General features: G+C 68.8%; 20 protein-coding genes. 12 read left to right on the plus strand and 8 right to left on the minus strand.

Annotation, left to right across the window (positions count from 1 at the left end; genetic code table 11):
* Positions 1-67: 67 nt before the first annotated feature.
* Complete coding sequence (locus tag IT779_RS30920; protein ID WP_196153004.1) at positions 68-619, plus strand: TetR/AcrR family transcriptional regulator; 552 nt, start codon at positions 68-70, stop codon at positions 617-619.
* A gap of 29 nt (positions 620-648) precedes the next feature.
* On the opposite strand, the gene aat is transcribed toward IT779_RS30920, so the two are convergent.
* A complete protein-coding gene (gene aat, locus IT779_RS30925; protein ID WP_332839046.1) occupies positions 649-1,386 on the minus strand; it encodes a leucyl/phenylalanyl-tRNA--protein transferase in 738 nt (245 codons plus the stop codon).
* A 505-nt stretch (positions 1,387-1,891) separates the two neighbouring features.
* Between aat and IT779_RS30930 the strand changes: the two genes are divergently transcribed.
* Both IT779_RS30930 and IT779_RS30935 read left to right on the plus strand, forming a co-directional pair.
* Positions 1,892-2,437 (plus strand): hypothetical protein, encoded by a 546-nt coding sequence (locus IT779_RS30930; protein WP_196153005.1) that lies wholly within the window; start codon positions 1,892-1,894, stop codon positions 2,435-2,437.
* Positions 2,438-2,679: 242 nt separating this feature from the next.
* Entirely contained in the window at positions 2,680-3,876 is a 1,197-nt protein-coding gene (locus tag IT779_RS30935) for a cytochrome P450 (protein WP_196153006.1), read from the plus strand.
* Between the two features lie 78 nt (positions 3,877-3,954).
* Here the strand turns inward: IT779_RS30935 and IT779_RS30940 are convergent, their stop codons facing one another.
* A complete protein-coding gene (locus IT779_RS30940) occupies positions 3,955-4,266 on the minus strand; it encodes a DUF222 domain-containing protein (protein ID WP_196153086.1) in 312 nt (103 codons plus the stop codon).
* Between the two features lie 381 nt (positions 4,267-4,647).
* Here IT779_RS30940 and IT779_RS30945 point away from each other — a divergent pair, with 381 nt between their 5' ends.
* Positions 4,648-5,085 (plus strand): hypothetical protein, encoded by a 438-nt coding sequence (locus IT779_RS30945; protein WP_196153007.1) that lies wholly within the window; start codon positions 4,648-4,650, stop codon positions 5,083-5,085.
* 181 nt (positions 5,086-5,266) lie between these two features.
* On the opposite strand, the gene IT779_RS30950 is transcribed toward IT779_RS30945, so the two are convergent.
* Together IT779_RS30950 and IT779_RS30955 are read right to left on the minus strand one after the other, a co-directional pair.
* Entirely contained in the window at positions 5,267-6,067 is an 801-nt protein-coding gene (locus IT779_RS30950) for an LLM class flavin-dependent oxidoreductase (protein WP_196153008.1), read from the minus strand.
* Positions 6,068-6,214: 147 nt separating this feature from the next.
* Positions 6,215-6,994, minus strand: a complete 780-nt coding sequence (locus tag IT779_RS30955; protein ID WP_196153009.1) for an alpha/beta fold hydrolase — start codon at positions 6,992-6,994, stop codon at positions 6,215-6,217.
* Between the two features lie 59 nt (positions 6,995-7,053).
* Here IT779_RS30955 and IT779_RS30960 point away from each other — a divergent pair, with 59 nt between their 5' ends.
* Together IT779_RS30960 and IT779_RS30965 are read left to right on the plus strand one after the other, a co-directional pair.
* On the plus strand, positions 7,054-8,820 hold the full coding sequence (locus IT779_RS30960; RefSeq protein WP_196153010.1) for a GNAT family N-acetyltransferase: 1,767 nt from the start codon (positions 7,054-7,056) through the stop codon (positions 8,818-8,820).
* Positions 8,821-9,033: 213 nt separating this feature from the next.
* Positions 9,034-10,623: an HD domain-containing phosphohydrolase gene (locus IT779_RS30965; protein ID WP_196153011.1), complete on the plus strand. Its 1,590-nt coding sequence runs from the start codon at positions 9,034-9,036 to the stop codon at positions 10,621-10,623.
* A gap of 15 nt (positions 10,624-10,638) precedes the next feature.
* Here IT779_RS30965 and IT779_RS30970 read toward each other — a convergent pair whose 3' ends face one another.
* On the minus strand, positions 10,639-12,336 hold the full coding sequence (locus tag IT779_RS30970; RefSeq protein WP_196153012.1) for an ATP-binding cassette domain-containing protein: 1,698 nt from the start codon (positions 12,334-12,336) through the stop codon (positions 10,639-10,641).
* Between the two features lie 199 nt (positions 12,337-12,535).
* Between IT779_RS30970 and IT779_RS30975 the strand changes: the two genes are divergently transcribed.
* The gene (locus tag IT779_RS30975) at positions 12,536-13,069 is read left to right on the plus strand and encodes a DM13 domain-containing protein (RefSeq protein WP_196153013.1); all 534 of its coding nucleotides are present in this window, start codon (positions 12,536-12,538) and stop codon (positions 13,067-13,069) included.
* 7 nt (positions 13,070-13,076) lie between these two features.
* Here IT779_RS30975 and IT779_RS30980 read toward each other — a convergent pair whose 3' ends face one another.
* Positions 13,077-14,330, minus strand: coding sequence for an RNA polymerase sigma factor (locus IT779_RS30980; protein ID WP_196153087.1), 1,254 nt, complete (start codon positions 14,328-14,330; stop codon positions 13,077-13,079).
* Between the two features lie 31 nt (positions 14,331-14,361).
* A complete protein-coding gene (locus tag IT779_RS30985; RefSeq protein WP_196153014.1) occupies positions 14,362-14,736 on the minus strand; it encodes a YciI family protein in 375 nt (124 codons plus the stop codon).
* A gap of 257 nt (positions 14,737-14,993) precedes the next feature.
* Here IT779_RS30985 and IT779_RS30990 point away from each other — a divergent pair, with 257 nt between their 5' ends.
* Entirely contained in the window at positions 14,994-16,028 is a 1,035-nt protein-coding gene (locus IT779_RS30990; protein WP_196153015.1) for a hypothetical protein, read from the plus strand.
* Between the two features lie 219 nt (positions 16,029-16,247).
* Here IT779_RS30990 and IT779_RS30995 read toward each other — a convergent pair whose 3' ends face one another.
* Complete coding sequence (locus tag IT779_RS30995) at positions 16,248-17,282, minus strand: ferredoxin--NADP reductase (protein WP_196153016.1); 1,035 nt, start codon at positions 17,280-17,282, stop codon at positions 16,248-16,250.
* Positions 17,283-17,356: 74 nt separating this feature from the next.
* Between IT779_RS30995 and IT779_RS31000 the strand changes: the two genes are divergently transcribed.
* The 4 genes from IT779_RS31000 to IT779_RS31015 are packed head-to-tail and all read left to right on the plus strand — an operon-like array spanning position 17,357 to position 21,497.
* Positions 17,357-18,769, plus strand: a complete 1,413-nt coding sequence (locus IT779_RS31000; RefSeq protein WP_196153017.1) for a class I adenylate-forming enzyme family protein — start codon at positions 17,357-17,359, stop codon at positions 18,767-18,769.
* The gene (locus IT779_RS31005; RefSeq protein ID WP_196153018.1) at positions 18,747-19,652 is read left to right on the plus strand and encodes an acyl-CoA dehydrogenase family protein; all 906 of its coding nucleotides are present in this window, start codon (positions 18,747-18,749) and stop codon (positions 19,650-19,652) included. Before IT779_RS31000 ends, IT779_RS31005 begins: the two co-directional genes overlap by 23 nt.
* Positions 19,639-20,727, plus strand: a complete 1,089-nt coding sequence (locus tag IT779_RS31010) for an acyl-CoA dehydrogenase family protein (protein ID WP_196153019.1) — start codon at positions 19,639-19,641, stop codon at positions 20,725-20,727. The genes IT779_RS31005 and IT779_RS31010 overlap by 14 nt, the downstream gene beginning before the upstream one ends.
* A gap of 2 nt (positions 20,728-20,729) precedes the next feature.
* A complete protein-coding gene (locus IT779_RS31015; protein WP_196153020.1) occupies positions 20,730-21,497 on the plus strand; it encodes an enoyl-CoA hydratase/isomerase family protein in 768 nt (255 codons plus the stop codon).
* The last annotated feature ends 62 nt before the right edge of the window (positions 21,498-21,559 follow it).

Raw genomic sequence — 21,559 nt, forward strand, 5'->3', positions numbered from 1 at the left:
AACGGAGAGGTCTCCGATAACCGCCGACTGTACCGGAGAACTCTCCGTTTTGCTGGAAAGGGCCGCGATGGGATCCACGCCACACAGATCCGACGCACGCCGCAACCGCGAACACCTGCTCGACGTGGCCCGCGAGGCGCTGGCCGCCGACGCCGCAACCTCCATGAACGCGATCGCCAAACGCGCGGGCGTCGGCCCCGGAACGCTGTATCGCCACTTCCCCTCCCGCGAAGCCCTGATCATGGAGCTCTACCGCACCGAACTCACCGCGCTCATCGACCTCGTTCCCCGGCTCCTCGACGAACATCGGCCATTGGACGCCCTGCGCGCGTGGTTCGACGAGATACGCCGCTACGCGGGTCTGAAATACGGTCTGGCCGGGGTGATCCACGCCGCCACCGACAACGACCGCCCCGACCCCGCCTACGCGCTGTTCGTCGCCGCCATCGCTCTGCTGCTCGAAGCCGGAGCCCGTTCGGGCGATCTCAAACCGGACATCGACCCCGAAGATGTTCTGCTGCAACTGAGTGTCCTGTGGCGCGTCGACCCGGCCGTCGATCCCGGCAGGGCCGACCGGCTGGTGAACCTCATCATCGACGGGCTACTGGCGAAGCCTTGAACGAAACACCCTGTGGTATCGGCGATCATTCACGCAGGCAGGTGGTCGGTGGAGTCGGGCACCGGGATCTCGAACCGCCACCTGCCGGGCAGGCCGGGGCGGGCGGCGGCTCGGGTGTGCAGATGCAGGTAGTCCGCGCGGGGGAGTTCGACGGCGCCGAGTGAGGTGAGGTGGTCGGAGGTGACCTGACAGTCGACGAGGGCGAAATCCCAGGCGGTGAGTTGGGCGCACAGCCAATACAGTGCGATCTTGGAGGTGTCGCGGGCTCGGGAGAACATGGATTCACCGGCGAAGGAGCGGCCGCACGCGACGCCGTAGAGACCACCGACGAGATCGCCGTCGCGCCATACCTCGACCGAGTGCGCGTGACCGAGGTGGTGCAGCCGCAGATAGGCCGCCATCATGTCGGAACCGATCCAGGTTCCGGTTTCCTTGGCGCGCGGTCCGGCGCAATGCGACATCACCTCGGCGAAGGCGCGATCCATGGTCACCGCGTAGTCGGCGTTGGTGACGGATCGTCGATAGGACTTGGTCACTCGCAGGTCCGTCGGCACCAGAATGCAGCGCGGGTCCGGGCAGTACCACTGGATCGTTTCGCCGGGGTTGTACCAGGGAAAGATCCCCGTCGAATAGGCGTTCAGCAGCCGTTGCGGGGTCAGGTCCCCGCCGAATGCGACCAGGCCGGACGGATCCGCGAAATCGACAGGTGGGAAGGGCTGGTCCGGATCGACCAGATACATCCGCAGCAGGTCGGCAGGGTCGGTCACCGGACAAACATTACCGACCCGAGCCGACAACTCCACGCCCCGGCGACCGCTGTTCGAGAGGTCCGGTCGAATCGATGTGGTACGGCTATCACCCGCATTTGTCCGTCGAGATCGACGCCGCCGCTGTTGACAAGTGGAGGCACAGTGAACAGAGTGATGTCGGCTGCCGCGCCTGCGGCACGACAAGATCGGGGGGCTACCAACTATGACCATGCCTGAATGGCGATCCGGGACTCGCTGGGGTCGGGTGCTGTGACAGCGGGGTATTTCAATCACTACGACGATCCGGATGCCGATTGAGGCGACGAGCCATCGGTGAACAGGCCTATATAGCGGCTTCGTTCTTTCAAACGTTGACAACCGCGCTTCGGAAGCAATTCGAGGTCATCGGGGATGTGAGTTCGGCCACGGCGAGTCCGAGGGGTTTCGTCGGCAACAAGTGGCTGCGGAGTGCGTCGACGGATTACAACATCAGCGTGCCCGACAAGTCCGAATGGGAGGCCAGGTGAAGCTCGGGAAGGTGCTGGTGGCCGCGTTGGCGGCGGCTCTGCTTTCCGGGTGCGAAGCGCCCTCGGATACGCCATCCGAGGGCGCGGCGCCGACGGCGAGTCCGCGTTCGGTCCGGGAGCTGTGTGAATTCCCGAAGTCGTTCTTCGCGACCTACCTCGGTCTCACCGGTCTCGAAGGGACGCCGATATTCGTCAGATCCGAGGCCGAGAAAGCGGGGCCGATCGGCACCGGCAAGACCTGTGGATTCACCGCAGGTAGTCCCGCGCCGGTCGCGACGATCACCCTCGAATATCAGCGGGCGGACAGATCCAGCGCTTCGACTGGTTCCGAACCCGCTCGGGTCCTGGTGGTGAACGGTGTTTCGGTCTCCCGCGTACTGGAACCTGCTCCGTCCTACGAGAACTCCGGTGCCAGGGTGCGGATGAGCGCGACCGTCGACGGCTGGTACGGCGAACTCTCCTACAAGGGGGGCGACGAGCGCGCCTTGCAGGCGGGCGCGGCGATGCTCGTCGACATGATTCGCACCTTGAAGCCTGCGTGAGGCTCGGTCGCCGCAGTTCTCCGGTGGCGCATGGCTCTCGCCGAAGTAATTGCCTCGGCGCGGGTTTCGGTACTCGCAATACCTTCGAGTGATGTCCCCCAGGCGGTAAACTGGCGACGCCGGTCGGCGGTCCGACGAAGTCGCATGCCGTGCAGTCGAATTGGTGGTCGCCCACGCGTCCGCGATGGCTGCGCGCAGGTCGGCTGGGGCGGTTGTCCGCACCAACCGCGGAAGGGATGAATATGAGCGGCACCGAGCCGACGAATGCCTGTCCGGTCTACGATTTCAACCACTGTGCCGAGAAGCCGTTCGGCGAGAAGATCGCATTCTACGACAAGCTCCGCGCCGAGGCCCCCATCGTGCGCAACACTTTCGCCAACGACCACTACATCGTGACGCGGTACGAGGACATACTCGCCGTTTATCAGAACCATCAGCTGTTCTCCAACAGCGCCGTCACCGTCTTCGATCCCGACCCGGCCTATCGCTGGATTCCCGAGATGCTCGACGGCGAGGAACACCGGCAGTGGCGTAAGCAGTTGGGGCCGTTGTTCTCGCCCGCGGCCGCTGCGGCGCTCGAGGACAAGGTGCGCGGCCGCGCGGTCGAGTTGATCATGACCATTGCCGCGCGCGGCAGGTGCGATTTCATGCGTGACTTCGCCGACCGGTACCCGTCGTTCATCTTCCTCGAACTGATGGGCCTGCCGTTCGAGGATTTCGAGACTTTCATGCACTGGGAGCACGAGATCCTGCACCTGTCCGCGAGGCTCGAGGAGGCAGCGCGGCGTCGCGCGGCCGCCATGCTCGCGGTCACCGAATATTTCCGCGAGATCATCGCGCGGCGGCGGACCGTTCCCGAGGACGATCTCATCAGCAAAGCTATCGGATTCCGGATCGACGGAAAGCCGGTGAGCGACGCGGATCTGGAATCGTTCTGCCTACTCATGTTCATGGCCGGACTCGACACCGTGACGGCCACCCTCGGCACGGCCTTCCTGCACTTGGCGCAGCATCCGCGGGACCGGCGTCGGCTCGTCGAGAATCCCGAACTCGTGCCAACCGCGGTCGAGGAGATTCTGCGCGTGCATTCGATCGTCATCCCGTCGCGGAAAGCCACCGCGGACACCGAAATAGCGGGCTGCCCCATCCACAAAGGCGACATGATCTCGGTGCCGCTGAACTGCGCCAACCGCGACGAATCACTTTTCGACGACCCTGCCGAGGTCGAGCTGGACCGCAGGCCCAACAATCACATCGCGTTCGGGGCGGGCCCGCACCGTTGCCTCGGCTCCCACCTCGCTCGGCGTGAGCTGCGCATCGCGTTGGAGGAGTGGCACAAGGTCATCCCGGAGTATCGCCTGTCCGACGATTCCGCACCGATCGAATCGGGCGGTCAGCTCGGTCCGGTCGGCAACATATTTCTCGAATGGGATCTTTGACACCGGGCGGCCTGCGCTTGCCGGGGTAACGAAGAGGCGACTCCCCGAACAAGGGGCGAGGCGCGCCCGGGCTCGGCGTCAACTCGCCGCCGCCAACACCCTCCACACCTTTCTGGAACGCGGGCGGGCCTGCGGAGCCGCGTAGTCGATTCGCCTGCGCGCCTCGTCGGCGCTGATCCGCAACAGGTCGGTCAACAGCTCCGCGGTGTCGCGGTAGCCGGTGTCCGCGGCGAGGCCGCGACGCTCGGCCTCCGCGACGGCCGCGCGCATGGCGGCATCGAGTCGCCTGCGGCGGCGTTCGGTTTCGACGAGGGTGCGCAGCAGGTCGACATCGGCCAGGTCCGGCCATCCCGCTGCTGGGGCATTCGGCGCCGGCGCGGTCGAATTCATGGTCACCCGAGGCAGCCTACACCAGGATAGAACATATGTTCGATAACTCCGCTGGGAATGTCCGAGCCTCCGAAGCCCTCCCCATGTCCGGCGGTCGTGAAGGCGATCTCGATCGTGACCGGTTCGGTGAGGTCGTGGGCGAGTGCTCGCCGTTGCCTGTCCCGTTCCGGGATGCAGTAGTGCACTACGCACGACGTACCCCACCGACTGCCGCACACTGACGGTGGCTGTTCACAACGGTCCGCGCGTCCGCACCGCCCGATCGTGAGTTTGCGCTCGCCGCGGCGACCTCGCGCGTTCCGCGTGACCACGCCACTGAGACCACCTGCCTGATGGGTGCGCTGCCGCTTCCATGACCGAACCCGGTGAGAGGTGTGAATCATGCTGTATCCGATCGAGATCAAGGTGAACCTCGAGGACGGGGTCGGCGCCGTCATGGACCGACTGGGCGATCCGCCACCCAGCGGCAAACGCCAGATCTGGTTCGCCGAAGACCGCGACGGCCTCGATTCCCACGAGCTACGACTACTCGCCGCGGGGATCGTTCTCCGGCTCCGCAGCGGCGACGGGGACGACGACGCGACCGCGAAACTGCGCCCCGCGCCCGTCGAGCGACTCATCGCCCCGTGGGATCGACCGTTCACGACCGGCAGGCTGGAATATCGCGTCGAGGGAGACCGGTCCGGCGCCCGGCAGGTGTTGTCCGCGTCCGCTGTCACCAAGGAGACGCAGGGCTCACTGGCCGCGGCGGTGACGGGCGGCCGCGCGGATCCGGCGCTGTGGTCCTATCACGCGCGGTTTGTCACCGTCGGCGCCTGACCCGGGGCTGGACCCATGTCGATACTTCGTTCCCGGATACCACCTCCTCGTTCTCCGGCACGGTGACAACCGTCGCCGACGTGTTTTCCGCGGTGGTTTTCGTGACCGGGACTTCGCGACTCCGCGTGAACCCGCATCGACCGCGGTACCGAGGCCGGCGCCGCGGCGGCGGCCCGCTCGCCTATCGTCCCGCGAGTTCGGCGACCATCGGGGCGAGCTCCTCGGCGACGTGAGCGCCGAAGATGAAGTAGGAGAAGCCCATTTCGTCGCGGCGGCGCTGGATCTCCTCGGCGGCGGCCGCGGGGTCGTCGGGGAGCACGGTGAGGGCGTCGGCGGCGCGCAGGGCGGTGGGGTCGGTGTCGGGTGGCGCCATGTGCGGGGCGACGGTGTCGCCGACGACCGGCACGGCGAGGGCGAGTTCGACAGCGGTGGAGTGGAATTCGCGGGCGAGGTGGGCGACTTCGGTGCGGGGCTGGTCGCCGAGGGCGAAGGTGACGGTGTCGGCGAGTTCGGCGGCGAGAGCTCTGGCTCGCCTGCCGAGCACGGCCATCGCGACGGGAGTGTGGCGGTCGAGGCCGTCGAGTTCGCGCAGTGTGGTCACGGTTTCGCGGATTCGGGTGAGCCGCTCGTTCGGGGGGACGTCGGGTTGTCCTTTGTCGCGGAGTTCGTGTTCGATTCCGGGTCTGCCTGTGCCGATGCCCATTTCGAAGCGGCCGTCGGTCATCAAGGTCAGGGAGTGGGCCTCCCATGCGGTCGTCCAGGCCGGGCGGAACGGTGTGGCGTATACCCAGGTGCCGACGCGCAGGTCGGTGTGGGCCGCCGCGGTGGCGAGCATGGGTCCCGGGGCCGGTTGGGTCTGGGGGAAGTCGGGGACGAGCAGTGTCGAATAGCCGAGGTCGGCGATGCGGCGCGCTCGGTCCCGCCAGGTCGCCACGTCGGTGGTGAGTGGGGCGACGACTCCGAATCGGAATGGTTTCGGCATGTGCGGTCTCCTGTTCGTCGGCGGCTTCGAAAGCATCGACGGGGGAGTCGGCCGAAACTCGTCGGTGCGGGCGAGATTTTCTGGAACCGAGGAAGTCGAAAGGCGGGAGGAGAATCCGAATGTGTTCCGGCGCAGACGAATCGGTGCTTACCCGTGTCGTGCCACGTCTTCGCAGAGGATGCTCGGCCAGCGGGCGAGGTCGGCGGGGGTGTGTGCGACTTCCAGTGTGGCTTTCGGCATCAGGTCCAGCAGTGCTTCGGCCGTCGACACCGGGTGAGCGGGGTCGTCGATCCAGGCCAATATCGTGGTGGGCACCCGGATCTCGGCGATGGCCTCGGGGGCGGGGAGGTCGCTGAGGGCGGCGCCGCGGAACAGGGATGGCAGTAGGTGTTCGGTGACGTCGGGGCCGGTTTCGGGGGTTCCGGCGGTGGCGGGCGGGCGGGGGGCGGCGAGGTCGGCGCTCAGGAAGGCATCGAGGCCCTGTTCCTCGATCAGGCGGGCGTTCTTGCGGTAGATGTCGGCCTTCGCCGCGCGGGTGCGCCAAGCGGTGGCGGGCACGAGCAGGGTGAGGCCCGCGAACCGGTCGGGGGCGCGCACGGCGGCGTGCAGCAGGGTTCCGGTGCCCATCGACGGGCCGACGCCGTGCACCTTTTCGCCCGGGAACCAGTGGTCGAGCAGCTTCAGCAGGTCGTCGGCCAGTGCGGGCCACCGGTAGTCCTCGGGGACGGCGCGGCCCGTCGACTGGCCGTGGCCGCGCGCGTCGTAGCGCAACAGGCGGGTTCCGCTGAGTCCGCGGCCGAGGTCGAGGTCCATCAGGCGGTCGCGGTGGCGGCTGGAGGTGAGGCCGTGGAGTTGGACGACGGGGTGGCCACCCTCGTCGCTCAGTTCCACGTCGAGGTCGGCGCCGGGAACGCGGAAGGTCGGCACGGTGGCTCCAGGGTATGGGCAAGAAGGGGATCGCTGGACAAGGAGCATAGGATACCGGCATGCGGCTGACCAATGTGGCGCACCTGCGCCTGCCGTTCGGCCGACTGCTCGGCTTCGACGTCACCGCGGGGCGGGTGGGATGTGCGCTTCCCGTGTCCTTCGACCAGCGTCGTCACGTCGGGGCGGGCGACCGTGCGGGTTCGTGGATGGCGTTGTCCTTCAGGCTTTCCACGCCGGTGCCGCTCGACGATCTCGCGGCCGCCTGGCTGGCCGTGATCGAGCGGCACGGCACGCTGCGGTCGGTGTTCGAGCCGGGCGAGGACGGCGAGCCGCGACTGCACGAGGTCGATATCCGCCCCGGCGACTGGGTGGAGCACGTGATCGCGCCGGGGCAGGCGGTCAACGACGCGCTGCGCGCCGTGCTCGATCGCGCCTGTTCGCCGTATGGTCGTCCGTCGCACCGGCTCTGCGTGCTCGAGACCGCCGTGGGGCCGACGGTGGTGGTCGCCGCCGACCATTCGCACGTCGACATGTGGTCGATGCTGGTGATCGCGCGCGATCTGCTCGCCGCGCTGGCCGCGGTGCGGAAGGGGAGCGCGCCGTCGTTGTCGCCCGCGCCCGCCTTCGCCGAGCACACCCGCGCGCTGCGCAACCGCCCGCCCGCGCCCGCCGAGGTGCACCGCCGGTGGGCGGAAGTGCTCGCGAACAGCGGTGACGTGATGCCGCGGTTCCCGCTGTCGCTGGGGGAGGCGACGTTGCAGGAGGAACGCGTCGAGGTGCGCGATGTGCTCGACGTCGACGACAGCGCCGCGTTCTCGGCGCAGGCCCGCGACGACGGCGTCTCCACCCTGGCGCTGGTGGTGGGTGCGATGACCGAGGTCACCCTGGAGTTGGCGGGCACCGCGCTGCGGGCCGTGTTCCCGGTGCACAGCCGCTACGACACCACCTGGCACGACTCGGTGGGATGGTTCATCACCAACTCGGTGCTCGAATCGGCCGACCCCGACCCCCGCGCCAGCGCGGAAGCGGTGAAGGAGGCCGTTCGAATGGGGTCGTGGCCGCTGGAGGACATCCTGCGGCCGTGGGGCGGTATGCCCGAGGCGCCGGGGATGTTCGCGATCTCGTGGCTCGACCTGCGTCGGCTGCCGGTGCGGGTGGACGCGACCGGACTGGAGGCGCAGTACGTCGGCGCGACGATCAGGACCGACGGCGTCATGCTGTGGTTCGTCCTCGACGAGGCGGGACTGCACCTGCGCTGCCGGTATCCGGACACCCCGGAGGCCCGCCTGCATGTCGGCGCCTGGCTCGACACGCTGATCGCCCGGCTGCGGTCGCGGGCGCGGGCCTCGGTGGGCGGTCTGCTTCGCCTCGGCGACCGGAGCTATCGGGTGCAGCGGGCCGAGCGCACCGACGTGCCCGCATTGGTCGAATTGCTCTCCGACGACGAGATAAGCCGTGCGCGTGAGGGTTCCGAGATCGCGCGCTACGAGGAGGCATACGACGCGATCACCAGGGACGCCTCGCATTATCTCGCGGTGGTCAGGGACGAGGGCGACCGGATCGTCGGCACCATGCAACTCACCATCATTCCCGGGCTGTCCCGCGGCGGCGCCACCCGCCTGCAGATCGAAGGGGTCAGGGTCGCCGCCTCGGAACGTTCGCGCGGTATCGGCACGGCGATGCTCGAGTGGGCGCACGAGCACGGCAGGCACCGGGGCGCGGTGCTCGCACAGGTCACCACGGACCGGGTTCGGGAGCGGGCGCACGCGTTCTATGCGCGGCTCGGGTACGACAACAGTCACGTCGGGCTGAAGCGGGCGCTCTGACGGGTCGCCTGGTCCGACACACCGGCTCGGTGTGCTCGGGACCGCGGTGGGGTAGCCGATCATCGGCACGTCGACATGCGGTCGACGCCGACGACCGCGCGAACGGGGTCGCCTCGTCCGACACAGCCCGCGGCGATCGAACCGCCGTGGCGGCGTGCGCGTCGAGTCCGGACCGTGTCGGTGGCCGTTCCCGCTCGGGTGGAGAATGGGCGGATGCAGCCGCACGGGACCGCGCTCGGTTCGGGAGAGGGGTTGAGCAGAGCTGAACTGCTCGCCGCGATATCGCTCGCGATCGACCTCGGGCTGGGGCAGCCGATGGAGCACATGCTGCGGTCGTCGCTGATCGCGACGCGGATCGCCGAGCGGATGGAACTCGAGCCGCGTCAGCGGGCGACCGTGTATTACGCGAATCTGGTGGGGTGGATCGGTTGTCACGCCGATTCCCACGAACTCGCCGCGCTCTTCGGTGACGACATCGCTTTCCGGGCCGACACCTACACGGTCGATATGGTCGGCCTGCCGTTCCTGCGGCTGATGATGAGCCATGTCGGACGCGGATCGCCGGGATGGGAACGCGCCGTCCGCGCCACCGCCTTCCTGGTGACGGCCCGCAGCCGGGTCGCCACGCTGATCCAGTCGCATTGCGGTTCGGCCGGGGTGCTCTCGGATCGGATGGGGTTGGACGAGCAGGTCGGCAAGGCGTTGGCGCACGTCTTCGAACGGTGGGACGGTCGTGGGCTGCCCAACGGTTCGCGCGGTGACGACATTCCGGTCGAGATCCACATCGCGCATGTCTCGGATGTCGTCGAGGTGCAGCTGCGCACGGGTGGGCTCGCGCGGGCGAAGGATGTGGTGCGTTCGCGGGCGGGCGGGCGGTTCAGTCCGGCGGTGGCCGCGGTGTTCGACCGGGACGCGGCGGCGATCGTGGACGGATTGCTGGATGTCGATGTCTGGACGGCGGCATTGGCGCGCGCACCGGATCGCGACCGGACCCTCACACCCGAGGAGAGCGACGAATTGCTCGGCGCCATGGCCGATTTCGCCGATCTCAAATCGCCTTTCGCCCTTGGACATTCGCGCGGCGTGGCGAAGCTGGCGGGCGCGGCGGCTCGGCATCTCGGCATGCCGTCGGCCGAGATCACGCATCTCTACCGCGCCGGTCTGGTGCACGGGCTCGGCAAATTGGGTGTGTCCAACCGGATCTGGGAGAAGAAGGGGCCGCTCACCACCGCCGAACGGGAGCGGGTTCGGATGTATCCGGATCTGACCGGGCGGATATTGCGGCGGGTCGGCGGTTTGGAGTCGGTGGTGCCGCTCGCGATGAAGCATCGGGAGCGGATCGACGGGTCGGGATTCCCGAGGGGGATCGGCGGAGCGGAGTTGACCGCGGGTGATCGGTTGCTGGCCGCGGCCGACGCGTATCAGCGACTGCTCGAGCCGCGCTCCTACCGGCCGCCGTTCGATCCGTCCGACGCGGCCGATCGGTTGCGTGAGCAGGCGCACGCGGGACGCCTCGACGCCGAGTCCGTCGCCGCCGTGCTCGCGGTGGTCGCGCCGCGCGCGTCCCGGCGGACGCCGTGGCCCGCCGGGCTGACCGACCGTGAGGTCGAGATCCTGCGGCTCGTCGCGCAGGGCCGGTCGAACAAGGAGATCGCCGCCGAACTCTTCATCGCCGAGAAGACCGCGCGCAATCACGTCGAACGCGTCTACACGAAACTCGGGGTCAACAACCGCACGCAGGCCGGTCTCGCGGCGATCGACCGGGGACTCGCGGTGTCCCCGGTCAAATCGGTCGGAAGCTGACCCTCGGAACTCGGCTCAGCGGCTCGCGCCGGGCCGGGACCGCCGGTCGAGGACCCAGATCGTGGCCAGTACGAGAGCGACGGTGAACGAGACGAGCACGAGCAGACTGCCGCCGGCGCCGCCGTGGAAGGTGTCACCGTAGACGGACACGGCGGCGGTTTGCCGCTCGAGGTCCAGGTCGCGACCCAGCGCTTCGAACGCGAAGCGGTTGGACAGGCCGAGGCTCATCACACGTCCGGGCAGGGTCATGCCGTCGACGGGGACGATCGCGCCACCGAACAGCACCTGCGGGAAGCAGAGCATCGGCAGGGCGAGCGCGGCCTGCGCGGCGTTGGAGACCGCGGCCGAGGCGAGCAGTCCGAGGGCGAGCGCCGAGGTCGCCTCGATCACGATCGTCACGAACAGCAGCGCGAACACGTCCCATCCCAGGCCGGGGAGCCTGCCGAGCGCCCACAGCACACCGAGCAGCAGCGCGCTCACACCCGCAAGCACCGGAAGCAGCGCGGCGACCTTCGAGGCCACGTAGGCGCTCACGCTCAGCCCCGCGAGGCGTTCGCGCCGGAAGACCGCCATCTCCCCGACGATCTGGAGCAGGCCGTAGGTGAGGCCGAAGAAGAAGCCCGCGAACGCGATCCAGAACACGATCTGGACCGGGCCGAGGTCGGCGTCGCTGCGGGGAACCAACGCGTCGCGCTGGAACAGGGTCGCCATCATGGCGGTGACCAGCACCGGTGAGCCGAGCAGGACCGCCAGGGTCAACCGGTTGCGAAGCAGGACATCGACATTGCGGCGGGTCAGCAGCCACCATTGCCGGACCGCGCCCGCGCGGCGGATCTCCGGGGTGGCCTGCTGCGCGGAGGTGGGCCGTGGCTTCGACATCCGGCCGCTGTCGGCGAATCGCCGCGCCCAGGTCTGCGGGGAGTCCTCACGAGCCAGTCGGTCGTAGACGTCCTCGAGGTTCTCGACGCCGAAGTAGTGGCGAGCCTCGGTCGGGCTGCCGGTGAAAGCCAGGTGGCCGTCGCGGGCCAGGAAGACCACCCGGTCACAGCGGTCGATGCCGGTCGGCTCGTGGGTCGTGAGTACCACGGTGACGCCGCGTTCGGTGAGTCGGCGCAGCAGTCGCATCACGTCGGCCGCGGTGGACGGGTCGAGTCCCGAGGTGGGTTCGTCGAGGAAGAACAGACGCGGCCGGGTCAGCAGTTCGACGGCGATGCTCGCCCGCTTGCGTTGGCCGCCGGACAGCGATCGGACCGGCACCTCGGCGCGGTCGGCCAGATCGAGGTCGCGCATGGTCTCCTCGACCACCCGGTCCGCCTCGGCCGCCGAGGTGCCCTCCGGCAGCCGCAGGCGTGCCGCGTAGCGCAGCGTGCGGCGCAGCGACATCTCGAGGTGGATGATGTCCTCCTGCGGCACGTATCCGATGCGGGAATCGGTGCGGGTCCCGCGCACGACGCCGTCGTGCCGGACCTCCCCGGTTGTCGGTGGTCGCAGTCCCGCCAGGATCTCGAGCAACGTGCTCTTCCCGGCCCCGCTGCCGCCCGCGATCGCGACCAGTTCGCCCGGTTCCACCGCCAGCGACAGCTCCCGCAGAATCCGCCGCTCACCGACCTGTCGGCTCACCTCGACCGCGTCGACCCGCCCGCCGGGCACGTGATCGGTTGTGCGCGTGGCGAATCGGTCGGCGGTCCGTGTTTCGAAAGTTGCCTCGGTCATGACCGGTGACCTCCTGATTCCTGAACTCGCTTCGTCATATCCCGATCATCGGCCGGTCACCCCCGCGCCCACATGGGGCGTTTGCCTCAAATCACCGCGGACGACATCTGACGAATCCCTGACGAGTGGCGCGTTCGGGTCGCGTTCGGGCGGCGAGCGTAGTTGAGTCGGGGGTGATACTTCAGCTTCGGAGGGCATGATGTCGTCTGTTCGTCGGATCGTTCGCGCGCCCCTCACCTGGGTGCTGATCGTGGTTGTCGCCGCCGCGCTCGGGGTCGGGGCCGCGCTGTTCCAACCGTGGCGGTTGTTCACCGATACCGTGGTGAACGAGGCGGCGCCCACTGTCGCGGCCGCCCCGGGGGATGGACCACGGCGGGAACCGCGGACCTTGTCGCGCGGTGAGTTCGTCTCGCACGAGCACGACACCACCGGTAGTGCGGTTGTGCTCGAATTGCCGGATGGGACAAGGGTTCTGCGTTTGGAGAACTTGGATACCTCCAATGGGCCCGACCTGCGGGTGTGGCTCACTGACGCGCCGGTTCTGGATGGCCGTTCGGGCTGGTTCGTCTTCGACGACGGTGCGCGGGTCGATCTGGGTGCGCTGGAGGGCAACAAGGGCAGTCAGAACTACGCCATACCGTCCGATGCGGACTTGAGCGCACTCACCAGCGTCACCGTGTGGTGCCAGCGGTTCCACGTGTCATTCGGTGCGGCTCGTCTCATCTTGTCGTAGCGGTGATTCATTGAGCCCGAACGTGTTCGGTGGATTCGGTGCGGCAGGACGCGGCCCGGTCCAGTAGCAGGGTTCGTTCGACTTCGTTGCCGGTCATGGCCGCCGCCCGCTGGAACTCCGCGCGCGCTTCATCGCGGCGTTCGAGTTTGAGCAGCAGATCGCCTCGGACGGCGGGCAGCAGGTGGTAGTCGCGCAGGGCCGAAACCTCGGACAGTTCGTCGACGATGGACAGTGCGGCCGTTGGGCTTTCGGCCATCGACACCGCGACTGCCCGGTTCAGCTCGACCACGGGTGAGCCGGTGCGCGCGCTCAGTTCACGGTAGAGCTCGGCGATGCGTGGCCAGTCGGTGGCCTCGGCGTTCACGGCTCGGGCGTGGCAGGCGGCGAGGGCGGCTTGCAGCAGGTAGGAGCCGCGTCCGCCGAGGTGTTCGGCGCGGCGCATGGCGCCTTCGGCGTGGGTGATGAGCAGCCGGTCCCAGCGGGTGCGGTCCTGGCGGTCGAGCGGCACCGGGCTGCCGTCGGCGGCGGTTCGGGCGCGCAGCCGCGAGGCTTGGAACTCCATCAGTGCGACCAGCGCGTGCGGTTCCGGCTCGTCGGGGGCGAGGGCGGCCAGCATCCGTCCCAGGCGCATGGCCTCGGCGCACAGGTCGGCGCGCGTCCAGGAATCGCCGCTGGTGGCGGCGTAACCCTCGTTGAAGACGAGGTAGACGACCTCGAGCACCGAGGCGAGGCGTGCGGTGAGTTCGTCGCCGACGGGGACCTCGAAGGCGATGCCCGAGGTCGACAGGGTCTTCTTCGCTCGTGAGATCCGTTGGCCGAGTGTGGAAGAGGGGACGAGGAAGGCGCGGGCGATCTCGTCGGTGGACAGGCCTGCCACCGTCTTGAGGGTGAGTGCCACCCGTGCGTCGCGGCCGATCAGCGGGTGGCATGCGGTGAACATCAGCCGAAGGACGTCGTCGTCGACGTGGCGGTCGAATTCGAGGGCGTCGATCGGGTCCTCGCCATCGGGAGTCTCGTGGGCGAGCAGTGCGAGCTTGCGTTCCAGATTCGCCCTGCGGCGGACGGTGTCGACCGCGCGCCGCCGGGCGACCGCCCACAACCAGGCGCTCGGCTTGTCCGGGACACCCGTGCGCGGCCACTGCTCGAGCGCCGCGATCAGCGCGTCCTGGGCGAGGTCCTCGGCCGAAGCGAGGTCGTTCACCGTGCGCGCCAAGGCGGCGGTCAAGCGCGCCGACTCGATCCGCCAGACCGCCTCGACCATCCGCCGACTCGCACTGCTCACCCGCTCGGTCCTAGCTGCCGGACTCGGCCACGTCGGCGAAATCCTCGGGACCGTAGAAGGGGCGGATCTCGACGATGCCGCCGCGGATCGGCGCGCGGCGGACCCACTCGAGCGCCTCCTCGAGCGAGGACACCTCCCAGATCTGGTAGCCCGCGACGAGTTCCTTGGTCTCGGCGAACGGACCGTCCAGCACGGACGAGCCGCCCTTGTCGTCGAATGCCACCCGCTTGCCCGCCGAACTGGGCTTCAGGCCGTCACCCGCCAGCACCACGCCCGCCTTGGCGAGTTCGTCGTTGTAGGCCTCCATCGCGGTGAACTCCTCGACGGTCGGCATGACACCGTTCTCGGTGGCCTCGGTCGCCTTCCCCAGAACCATGACTCGCATGAGATTGCTCCTTCGTCGCCGGGCCGATCCGCGTGCCGCGGACCGTGTCAACCCTGACTCACCTCTATGTCGATCGGCAACCCGCGGTTTCGACATCGACGGCGAGAATTTCGGGCGAACGGTGTCGCGGCATGCGGTGGCGCCTGTCACAATCCGGGGCGCATCGGCGTGCCGAAACGTCGAGAGCACGAAAGTAGAATCGGCGGAGGCGTTTCCGCTGCGGTTGTGGCAGCGGATCTTATGGAGGAAGGACCCCGATGACGACTGGGACCACCGAAGACACCCCGAAGGCGGAACCCACGCAGGCGCCGCCGACGCGGGCCGAGCAGTTGCGGGCGGTGGTGACACTGATCAAGTCGGGTGGCCTCAAGCCGCTGGCGGTCTACACCTACGGTCAGCAGAAGACGGCCGCGAAGAACGCCACGTTGAAATACGTCGGCAAGGGTGTCGTGGCCGGTACGGCCGCGCTGTATCGCGTGCTGCTGCCCGCAGTGCCGACACCGGGCGAAGGGGAGTTGCGCGACAAGCTGATCGAGCTGGTCGACCGGCACGCGGAGGTCGTCCAGACGGCGCCGCTGCGCAGGGTGGCCCTGACCTGGATCACGGCGGGCGCACCGGCCGAGGCGAGTCAGGAGCTGACCAAGGCCGCGATGTTCCGCATGGGGTTGCACTACCACTACCGCCAGCCGTTCGAGGAACTGTTCGCCACCGAAGAGGGCCGCGCCGTGCTCGGTGACAGCACTGTCCCCGCCGCGGTCGCGCAGCTGGTGGGTCCGGTGGCCTACGGTCGCCTCGTCGGCGCGGCCCGCACCACCCACGCCGACCACGTCCGCATCGTCGACGAGTTCCTCGCCTCGCGGCGGGTGGAGGCGGCCGAGCCCATCGCCGAGGCGAGCGATGCTCCGGCCGTGGCCGGGTCGGAGGATGCGCCGGCTGTCGTCGAGGCGGCGGACGCTTCGGCTGTGGTCGAGTCGGGCGATGCTTCGGCCGTCATCGACTCGAGTGATTCGACGGCCGCGGAGTCGGGCGGCAGTTCGACTGTTGCCGACGCGAGCGATGCTCCGGTAGCCGCGGCGTCCGGCGATGCTCCGGCTGTCGCCGAGTCGGAGGATGCTTCGGTCGTCATCGAGGCGAGTGATGCTTCGGCCGTCGCCGAGGCGAGCGATTCGACTGCGGCGGAATCGGGCGAGGTTTCGACCGTCGCCGAATCGAGCGACACGTCGACTGCCGTGGAGTCGGCCGGGGTGTCTACCGCCAAGTCGAGCGGCACCCCGACCGCCGCCGAGTCCTGACGCAGGCCCGATTGCCATGAGCGGCCGGTGCTGCCGTGCCGCTCATGGCGATCGCGCGCCCACCGACCGCACGGTGCACGCCGGATCGGAACCCGACCGCTGCGTCTGGCGTGAGCGCGATCGTCACGCGGCGGACCCATGGGAGCGCTCCAACCCGCCTGCTCCGAGTAGCCGAGCCTGTCGGCGCCCCTGGTCGCCGACAGCCGACGAGACCGCGGCCTACTCGTAGTCGACGGTGATGGTTTCGGAGTCGGGGACCGCCTGGCAGGTGAGGACGTATCCGTCGGCTAGTTCGTCGTCGGAGAGCGCGTCGTTCTGGCGCAGGTAGGCGTGTCCCTCGGTGACGCGGGCGATGCAGGTCGCGCAGTTGCCCGATTCGCAGGAGAAGGGTGGGGTGAGGCCCGCGCGGCGGGCGCTTTCCAGGAGGGTGTCGCCCGCGCGATAAGGCACCTTCTTCTTTCTGCGCTTGAGGATCACCGTGACGGTCTCGGGGATCGGTGTCGCGGGTGCGGTCGACACCTCGTCGGCGGCTTCCTCGACCGCGTCCGCGTCTTCCAGCGCGGGGGCGGGGGCGCCGAAGCGTTCGCTGAAGACCAGTCCCGGGCCGGGTGCGGCTTTCTCGATCATCTCCATGAAGGGTTCGGGGCCGCAGATGTAGTAGTCGCCGTGTCCGTCGGGGCCGACGAAGTCGCGGATGGCGGCGGGGTCGAGGAAGCCGCTCGCGGAGTCGAGGTGGCGCACGACTTCGAGGCGGCCGGGGTGGCGCCGGACGAGGTCGGTGAGGGCGGCCTCGAAGATCACCGATTCGGCGTCGCGATCCGCGCAGAGTAGACGGACCGTCCGGTTCGTGGTGGCGAGCGCGGACTTGGCCAGCGACAGGATCGGGGTGATGCCGCTGCCGCCGCTGAATCCGAGCAGCGGCACGTCGGTTTCGCGCAGGCAGAAGCGGCCGGCGGCGCGGCTCATCTCGATTTCGTCGCCTTCGGCGAGGTTGTCGTGCAGCCAGTTCGACACCGCGCCGCCGGGGACCCGTTTGACCGTGGTCATCAGTTCACCGTCGGTCTCGGGCGCGCTGGACATGGAGTACGAGCGGAAGAGCTCGGCGCCGTCGATGGTGACCTTGACGTTGCAGAACTGTCCCGCGCGGTAGGTGATCGGTCCCTCGTGCGGCGCGAGGACGAACGTGCGGGCGTCGACACTCTCCTTCACGATTCGGGTCACCGTCGCGCGCTGGAACAAAGAGGGTCTCGCCATGAACCGCATCCTCCTGGTATTAAGGTTCTACTGTATGAGAATCATATTCTCTCTTACGAGACGGGATCTCTCAAATGTCGCCGAAGAGCAAACCGGCCGCCCTCGAGTTCGAAGGGCGCGCGGTCACGCGTGCCGAACTCGACGCGCGCGCGGCCGGGCTGGCGGCTGAGCTGTCCGGGACGGGCGTGCGCACCGGCGACCGGGTCGCGCTCATGTCGTCGAACCGGCCCGAATTCGTGGTCGCGGTGCTCGCGATCTGGCGACTCGGCGCGGCGGCGGTCCTGATCAGCCCGGCGTGGAAACACGCCGAGGTGCGACACGCGCTCGCGGTGACCGCGCCGGTGCACGGCCTCGGCGACCAATCGGTCCTGGCCGAACTGCTGCCGACCCGCCACCTCGACGCACCCGTCGAACCGCGCGCCGACCCGCCGCCCGACCTCGACCCGGACGCCGACGCGGTCCTGGTCTTCAGCTCCGGCACCACCGGCATGCCCAAGGCGGTGCGCCACACCCACGCGTCCTTCGCGCACGCGGTCCGGCAGTGGCGCGAGGTGCTCGGACTCACCGCCGCCGACCGGATCCAGATCGCCACGCCACCGTCCCATATCCTGGGACTGCTGAATATCGTGACCGCCCTGGACGCCGGCGCGTGGATGCGGCTGCACCGGCGCTTCGACCTCGAAACCATGCTCTCGTGCATCCAGGAGGACCGCATCACCGTCGAGATGGCAGTCGCGCCGATCGCGCTGGCCATCGCCGCGCACCCGGACCTGGAACGCTACGACCTGAGCTCGCTGCGCTACATCATGTGGGGCGCGACACCCATCACCGAATCGGTCGCCGAACAGGTCACCGCGCGCACCGGCGTGGCCTGGCTGCCCGCTTACGGCGCGAGCGAACTGCCCGTGATCGCGTGCAGTCCGCTCGGCTCATCCCGGCTGGACACCGTCGGCAAGGCCGCGCCCGGCGTCGAGATCCGCGTGGTGTCGCTGGACACCGGAGAAACCTTGTCCCACGGTCGAATCGGTGAGATACAGTGCCGCGCCGCGTCGGTCATGGCCGGATACCTGCCCGAGGAAGCGAACGGGTCCGCCTTCGCCGAGGGCTGGTACCGCACCGGCGATGTCGGCTTCGTCGACGCCGACGGCTGGATCGCGCTCACCGACCGGGCCAAGGAAATGATCAAGGTGCGCGGATTCCAGGTCGCGCCCGCCGAGGTCGAGGCCGTGCTGCACGCGCACCCGCTGGTCGAGGACTGCGCGGTCTTCGGCGTGCCGCACGAGGGCGACGGCGAGGCCGTGATCGCGGCGGTGTGCGGCCACCACGCGCTCACCGAGGCCGAGTTGATCGAATCGGTCGGCGCGACGCTGGCCGGTTACAAGAGGCCGCGACATATCGTCTTCGTCCCCGAAATCCCCCGCTTGCCCTCGGGCAAGGTACTGCGTCGAGTCCTCAAGGAGCGCTATGGACGTCAGACTCAACGGTGAACAGCGGCAATTGCGCGACGCCGCCGCCAAATTGGCCGATGACCTCGGTCCGGGGTCGGTCGCCGACCTCAACGACGGCAACCGCCGCGCGCGGCTGGAACGCGCGATCGACACCGCGGGCTGGCGCACGCTGCGCACCGACGGCGCCTCCGGCGTCGAGGTCGCGATCGTGGCCGAGGAATTCGGCCGCGGCCTGATCGATGTCGCCTTCCTCGGCCCGGTGCTGGCCGACGACCTGTTCGGCAAGGCCACCGCGGACGGCGGCGCGTGGACTCTTGCCGTCGGTGACCGTGCGATCGACGCGCGCGGCCGCGACCGGGTGCTGACCCTGGAGGAGCACCGGATATTCGCCGCCCAGGTCGGCGATCCGCGACCGGGCGCGGATCTGACCCGCGACGCCGCCCACGTGACCGGCGCGCGCGAGCAGGTCGGCGAACTGTCCGCCGACGAACTCACCAAGTGGCAGGCGCTCGCCGTCACCGTGACGACCGCCGATCTACTCGGAATCGCGCGCGGCGCACAGCGTTTGGCCGTCGACTACGCCGCCATCCGCGAGCAGTACGGCAAGACCATCGGCTCGTATCAGGCGGTGGCCCATCTGCTCGCGGAGAACCAGGCGCTGATCGAGGGCTCGATCAGCGTGCTGCGCCACGCCGCATGGGCGGTGGACGAACTCGACCCGGACGCGGCGCTGCGGGCCGCGCGCATCGCCAAGGTCTACACCGCGCGCGCCACCCGCACGGTCTGCGAGACCTCCATCCAGGTGCACGGCGGCATCGGCAACACCTGGGACTGCCTCGCGCACGTCTATCTGCGGCGCGCGCTGACCTCGACCGAACTGTTCCCCGTCCGTCTGGAGGAGATCGACCTTGGACTTTCGTGATTCACCGCAGGAGGCCGAATTCCGGGAACGGCTGCGCGCCTGGCTCGCCGACGTGGCCGGCCAGTTCCCGTCCTCGGGTGACGAGTACTGGGCGCGCCAGGGCGAATGGCATCGCGCACTGTACGCGGCGGGATTCTTCGGGCTTTCGTGGCCGAAACACCTCGGCGGCCACGACCTTCCGCCGGTCTACGACGTCATCGTTGACGAGGAACTGGCCGTCGCGGGCGCGCCGCCGCGCCCGAGTCTGGGCTATCTGGTGCAGGGGCTGGGCCATCACGGCAGCACCGAACTACAGCAGCGGTTCCTGCCCGGCATGATCGACGGCACCCAGCGGTGGTGTCAGGGCTTCAGCGAACCGGAGGCAGGCTCGGATCTGGCGTCGCTGCGCACCACCGCCACCCGCGACGGCGACAACTACATCATCCACGGCCACAAGATCTGGACCAGCTACTCCGATGTCGCGGACTGGTGCCTGCTGCTGGCGCGCACCGACCAGGATGTGCCGAGGCACAAGGGCATTTCCGCGTTCGTCGTCGCGATGAAGCAGCCCGGCATCGAACAGCGTCCGCTGACCATGATCAGCGGCGTCACCAAGGAATTCGGCCAGGTGCTCTTCGACGGCGCCGTCGTGCCCGCCGACCAGATGGTCGGCGCGCCGGGCGACGGCTGGAAATTGGCGATGACGGTCGTCGGCCACGAACGCGAACCCTCCACCCTCGGCTATGCCGCGCGCTACGGAAAGCTGGTGCGCCAGTTGGCCGCTCGCGTGGACGGCGCGCCGCCGGAGGAACTGGTGCTTGCCGCCGTGCAGACCGAGATGCTGCGCCTGCACGTGCGGCGGCGGCTGTCCGAACAGCTCGACGGCGTGGTCCACGGACCCGACGGTTCCCTCGACAAACTGCTCATGACCTGGGTCGACCAGGCGGTCGGACACGCGGCCGTCGCGGTCGGCGGCGCCGACGATCCCGACGCGCTCGGCGCCTATTTCTACAGCCGCGCGCAGAGCGTCATGGGCGGCACCTCGCAGATCCAGAAGAACATCATCGCCTCGCGCATCCTCGGACTAGGAGTCTGACCATGTACGATCTGCCCGACGAAATCCAGGTCGAGGCCGACGGCCCGATCCGGATCATCACCCTGAACCGGCCCGACGCGCTGAACGCGGTCAACGACGCCCTGCACACCGGCCTCGCGGGCTTGTGGTCGAAGCTGAACGACGACCGGCAGGCCCGCGTCGCGGTGCTCACCGGTGCGGGCAAGGCGTTCTCCGCGGGCGGCGATTTCGCCTATCTCGACGAGCTCGGCAAGGACGCGGAACTGCGCACGAAGACCATCGCGCACGGTCGCGACATCGTGCTCGGCATGGCGCGGTGCCGGATTCCGGTGATCGCCGCGATCAACGGCCCCGCCGTCGGTCTCGGCTGCAGCCTGGTCTCGCTCAGCGACGTGGCCTACATCGCCGAGACCGCGTACCTGAAGGATCCGCACGTGCAGGTCGGCCTGGTCGCCGCCGACGGCGGCCCGCTCACCTGGCCGCTGCACACGAGTCTGCTGCTTGCCAAGGAGTACGCCCTGACCGGCGCGAAGATCCCGGCCGAGCGGGCGCGAGAGATGGGTCTGGTCAATCACGTCGTCGCCGATCCGCTGTCGGAGGCGTTGGCCTGCGCCAAGCGGATTCTGGAGCTGCCGAGGCAGGCGGTGGAGAGCACCAAACGCCTGCTGAACCTGCATCTGGAGCGCGCCGTGCTCGCGACCCTCGACTACGCGACGACCGCCGAGGACCTGTCCTTCCAGACCGAGGAGTTCCGCACCGTGATCGCGGCGCTCACCCGCGGCCGCGACTGACCGACCCGCGGCGGCGAAATGCCCCGGAAACCGTGGGTTTCCGGGGCACTTCGCGAGAGCGG

Source organism: Nocardia bovistercoris (genome assembly GCF_015674855.1).
Taxonomy (GTDB): Bacteria; Actinomycetota; Actinomycetes; order Mycobacteriales; family Mycobacteriaceae; genus Nocardia; species Nocardia bovistercoris.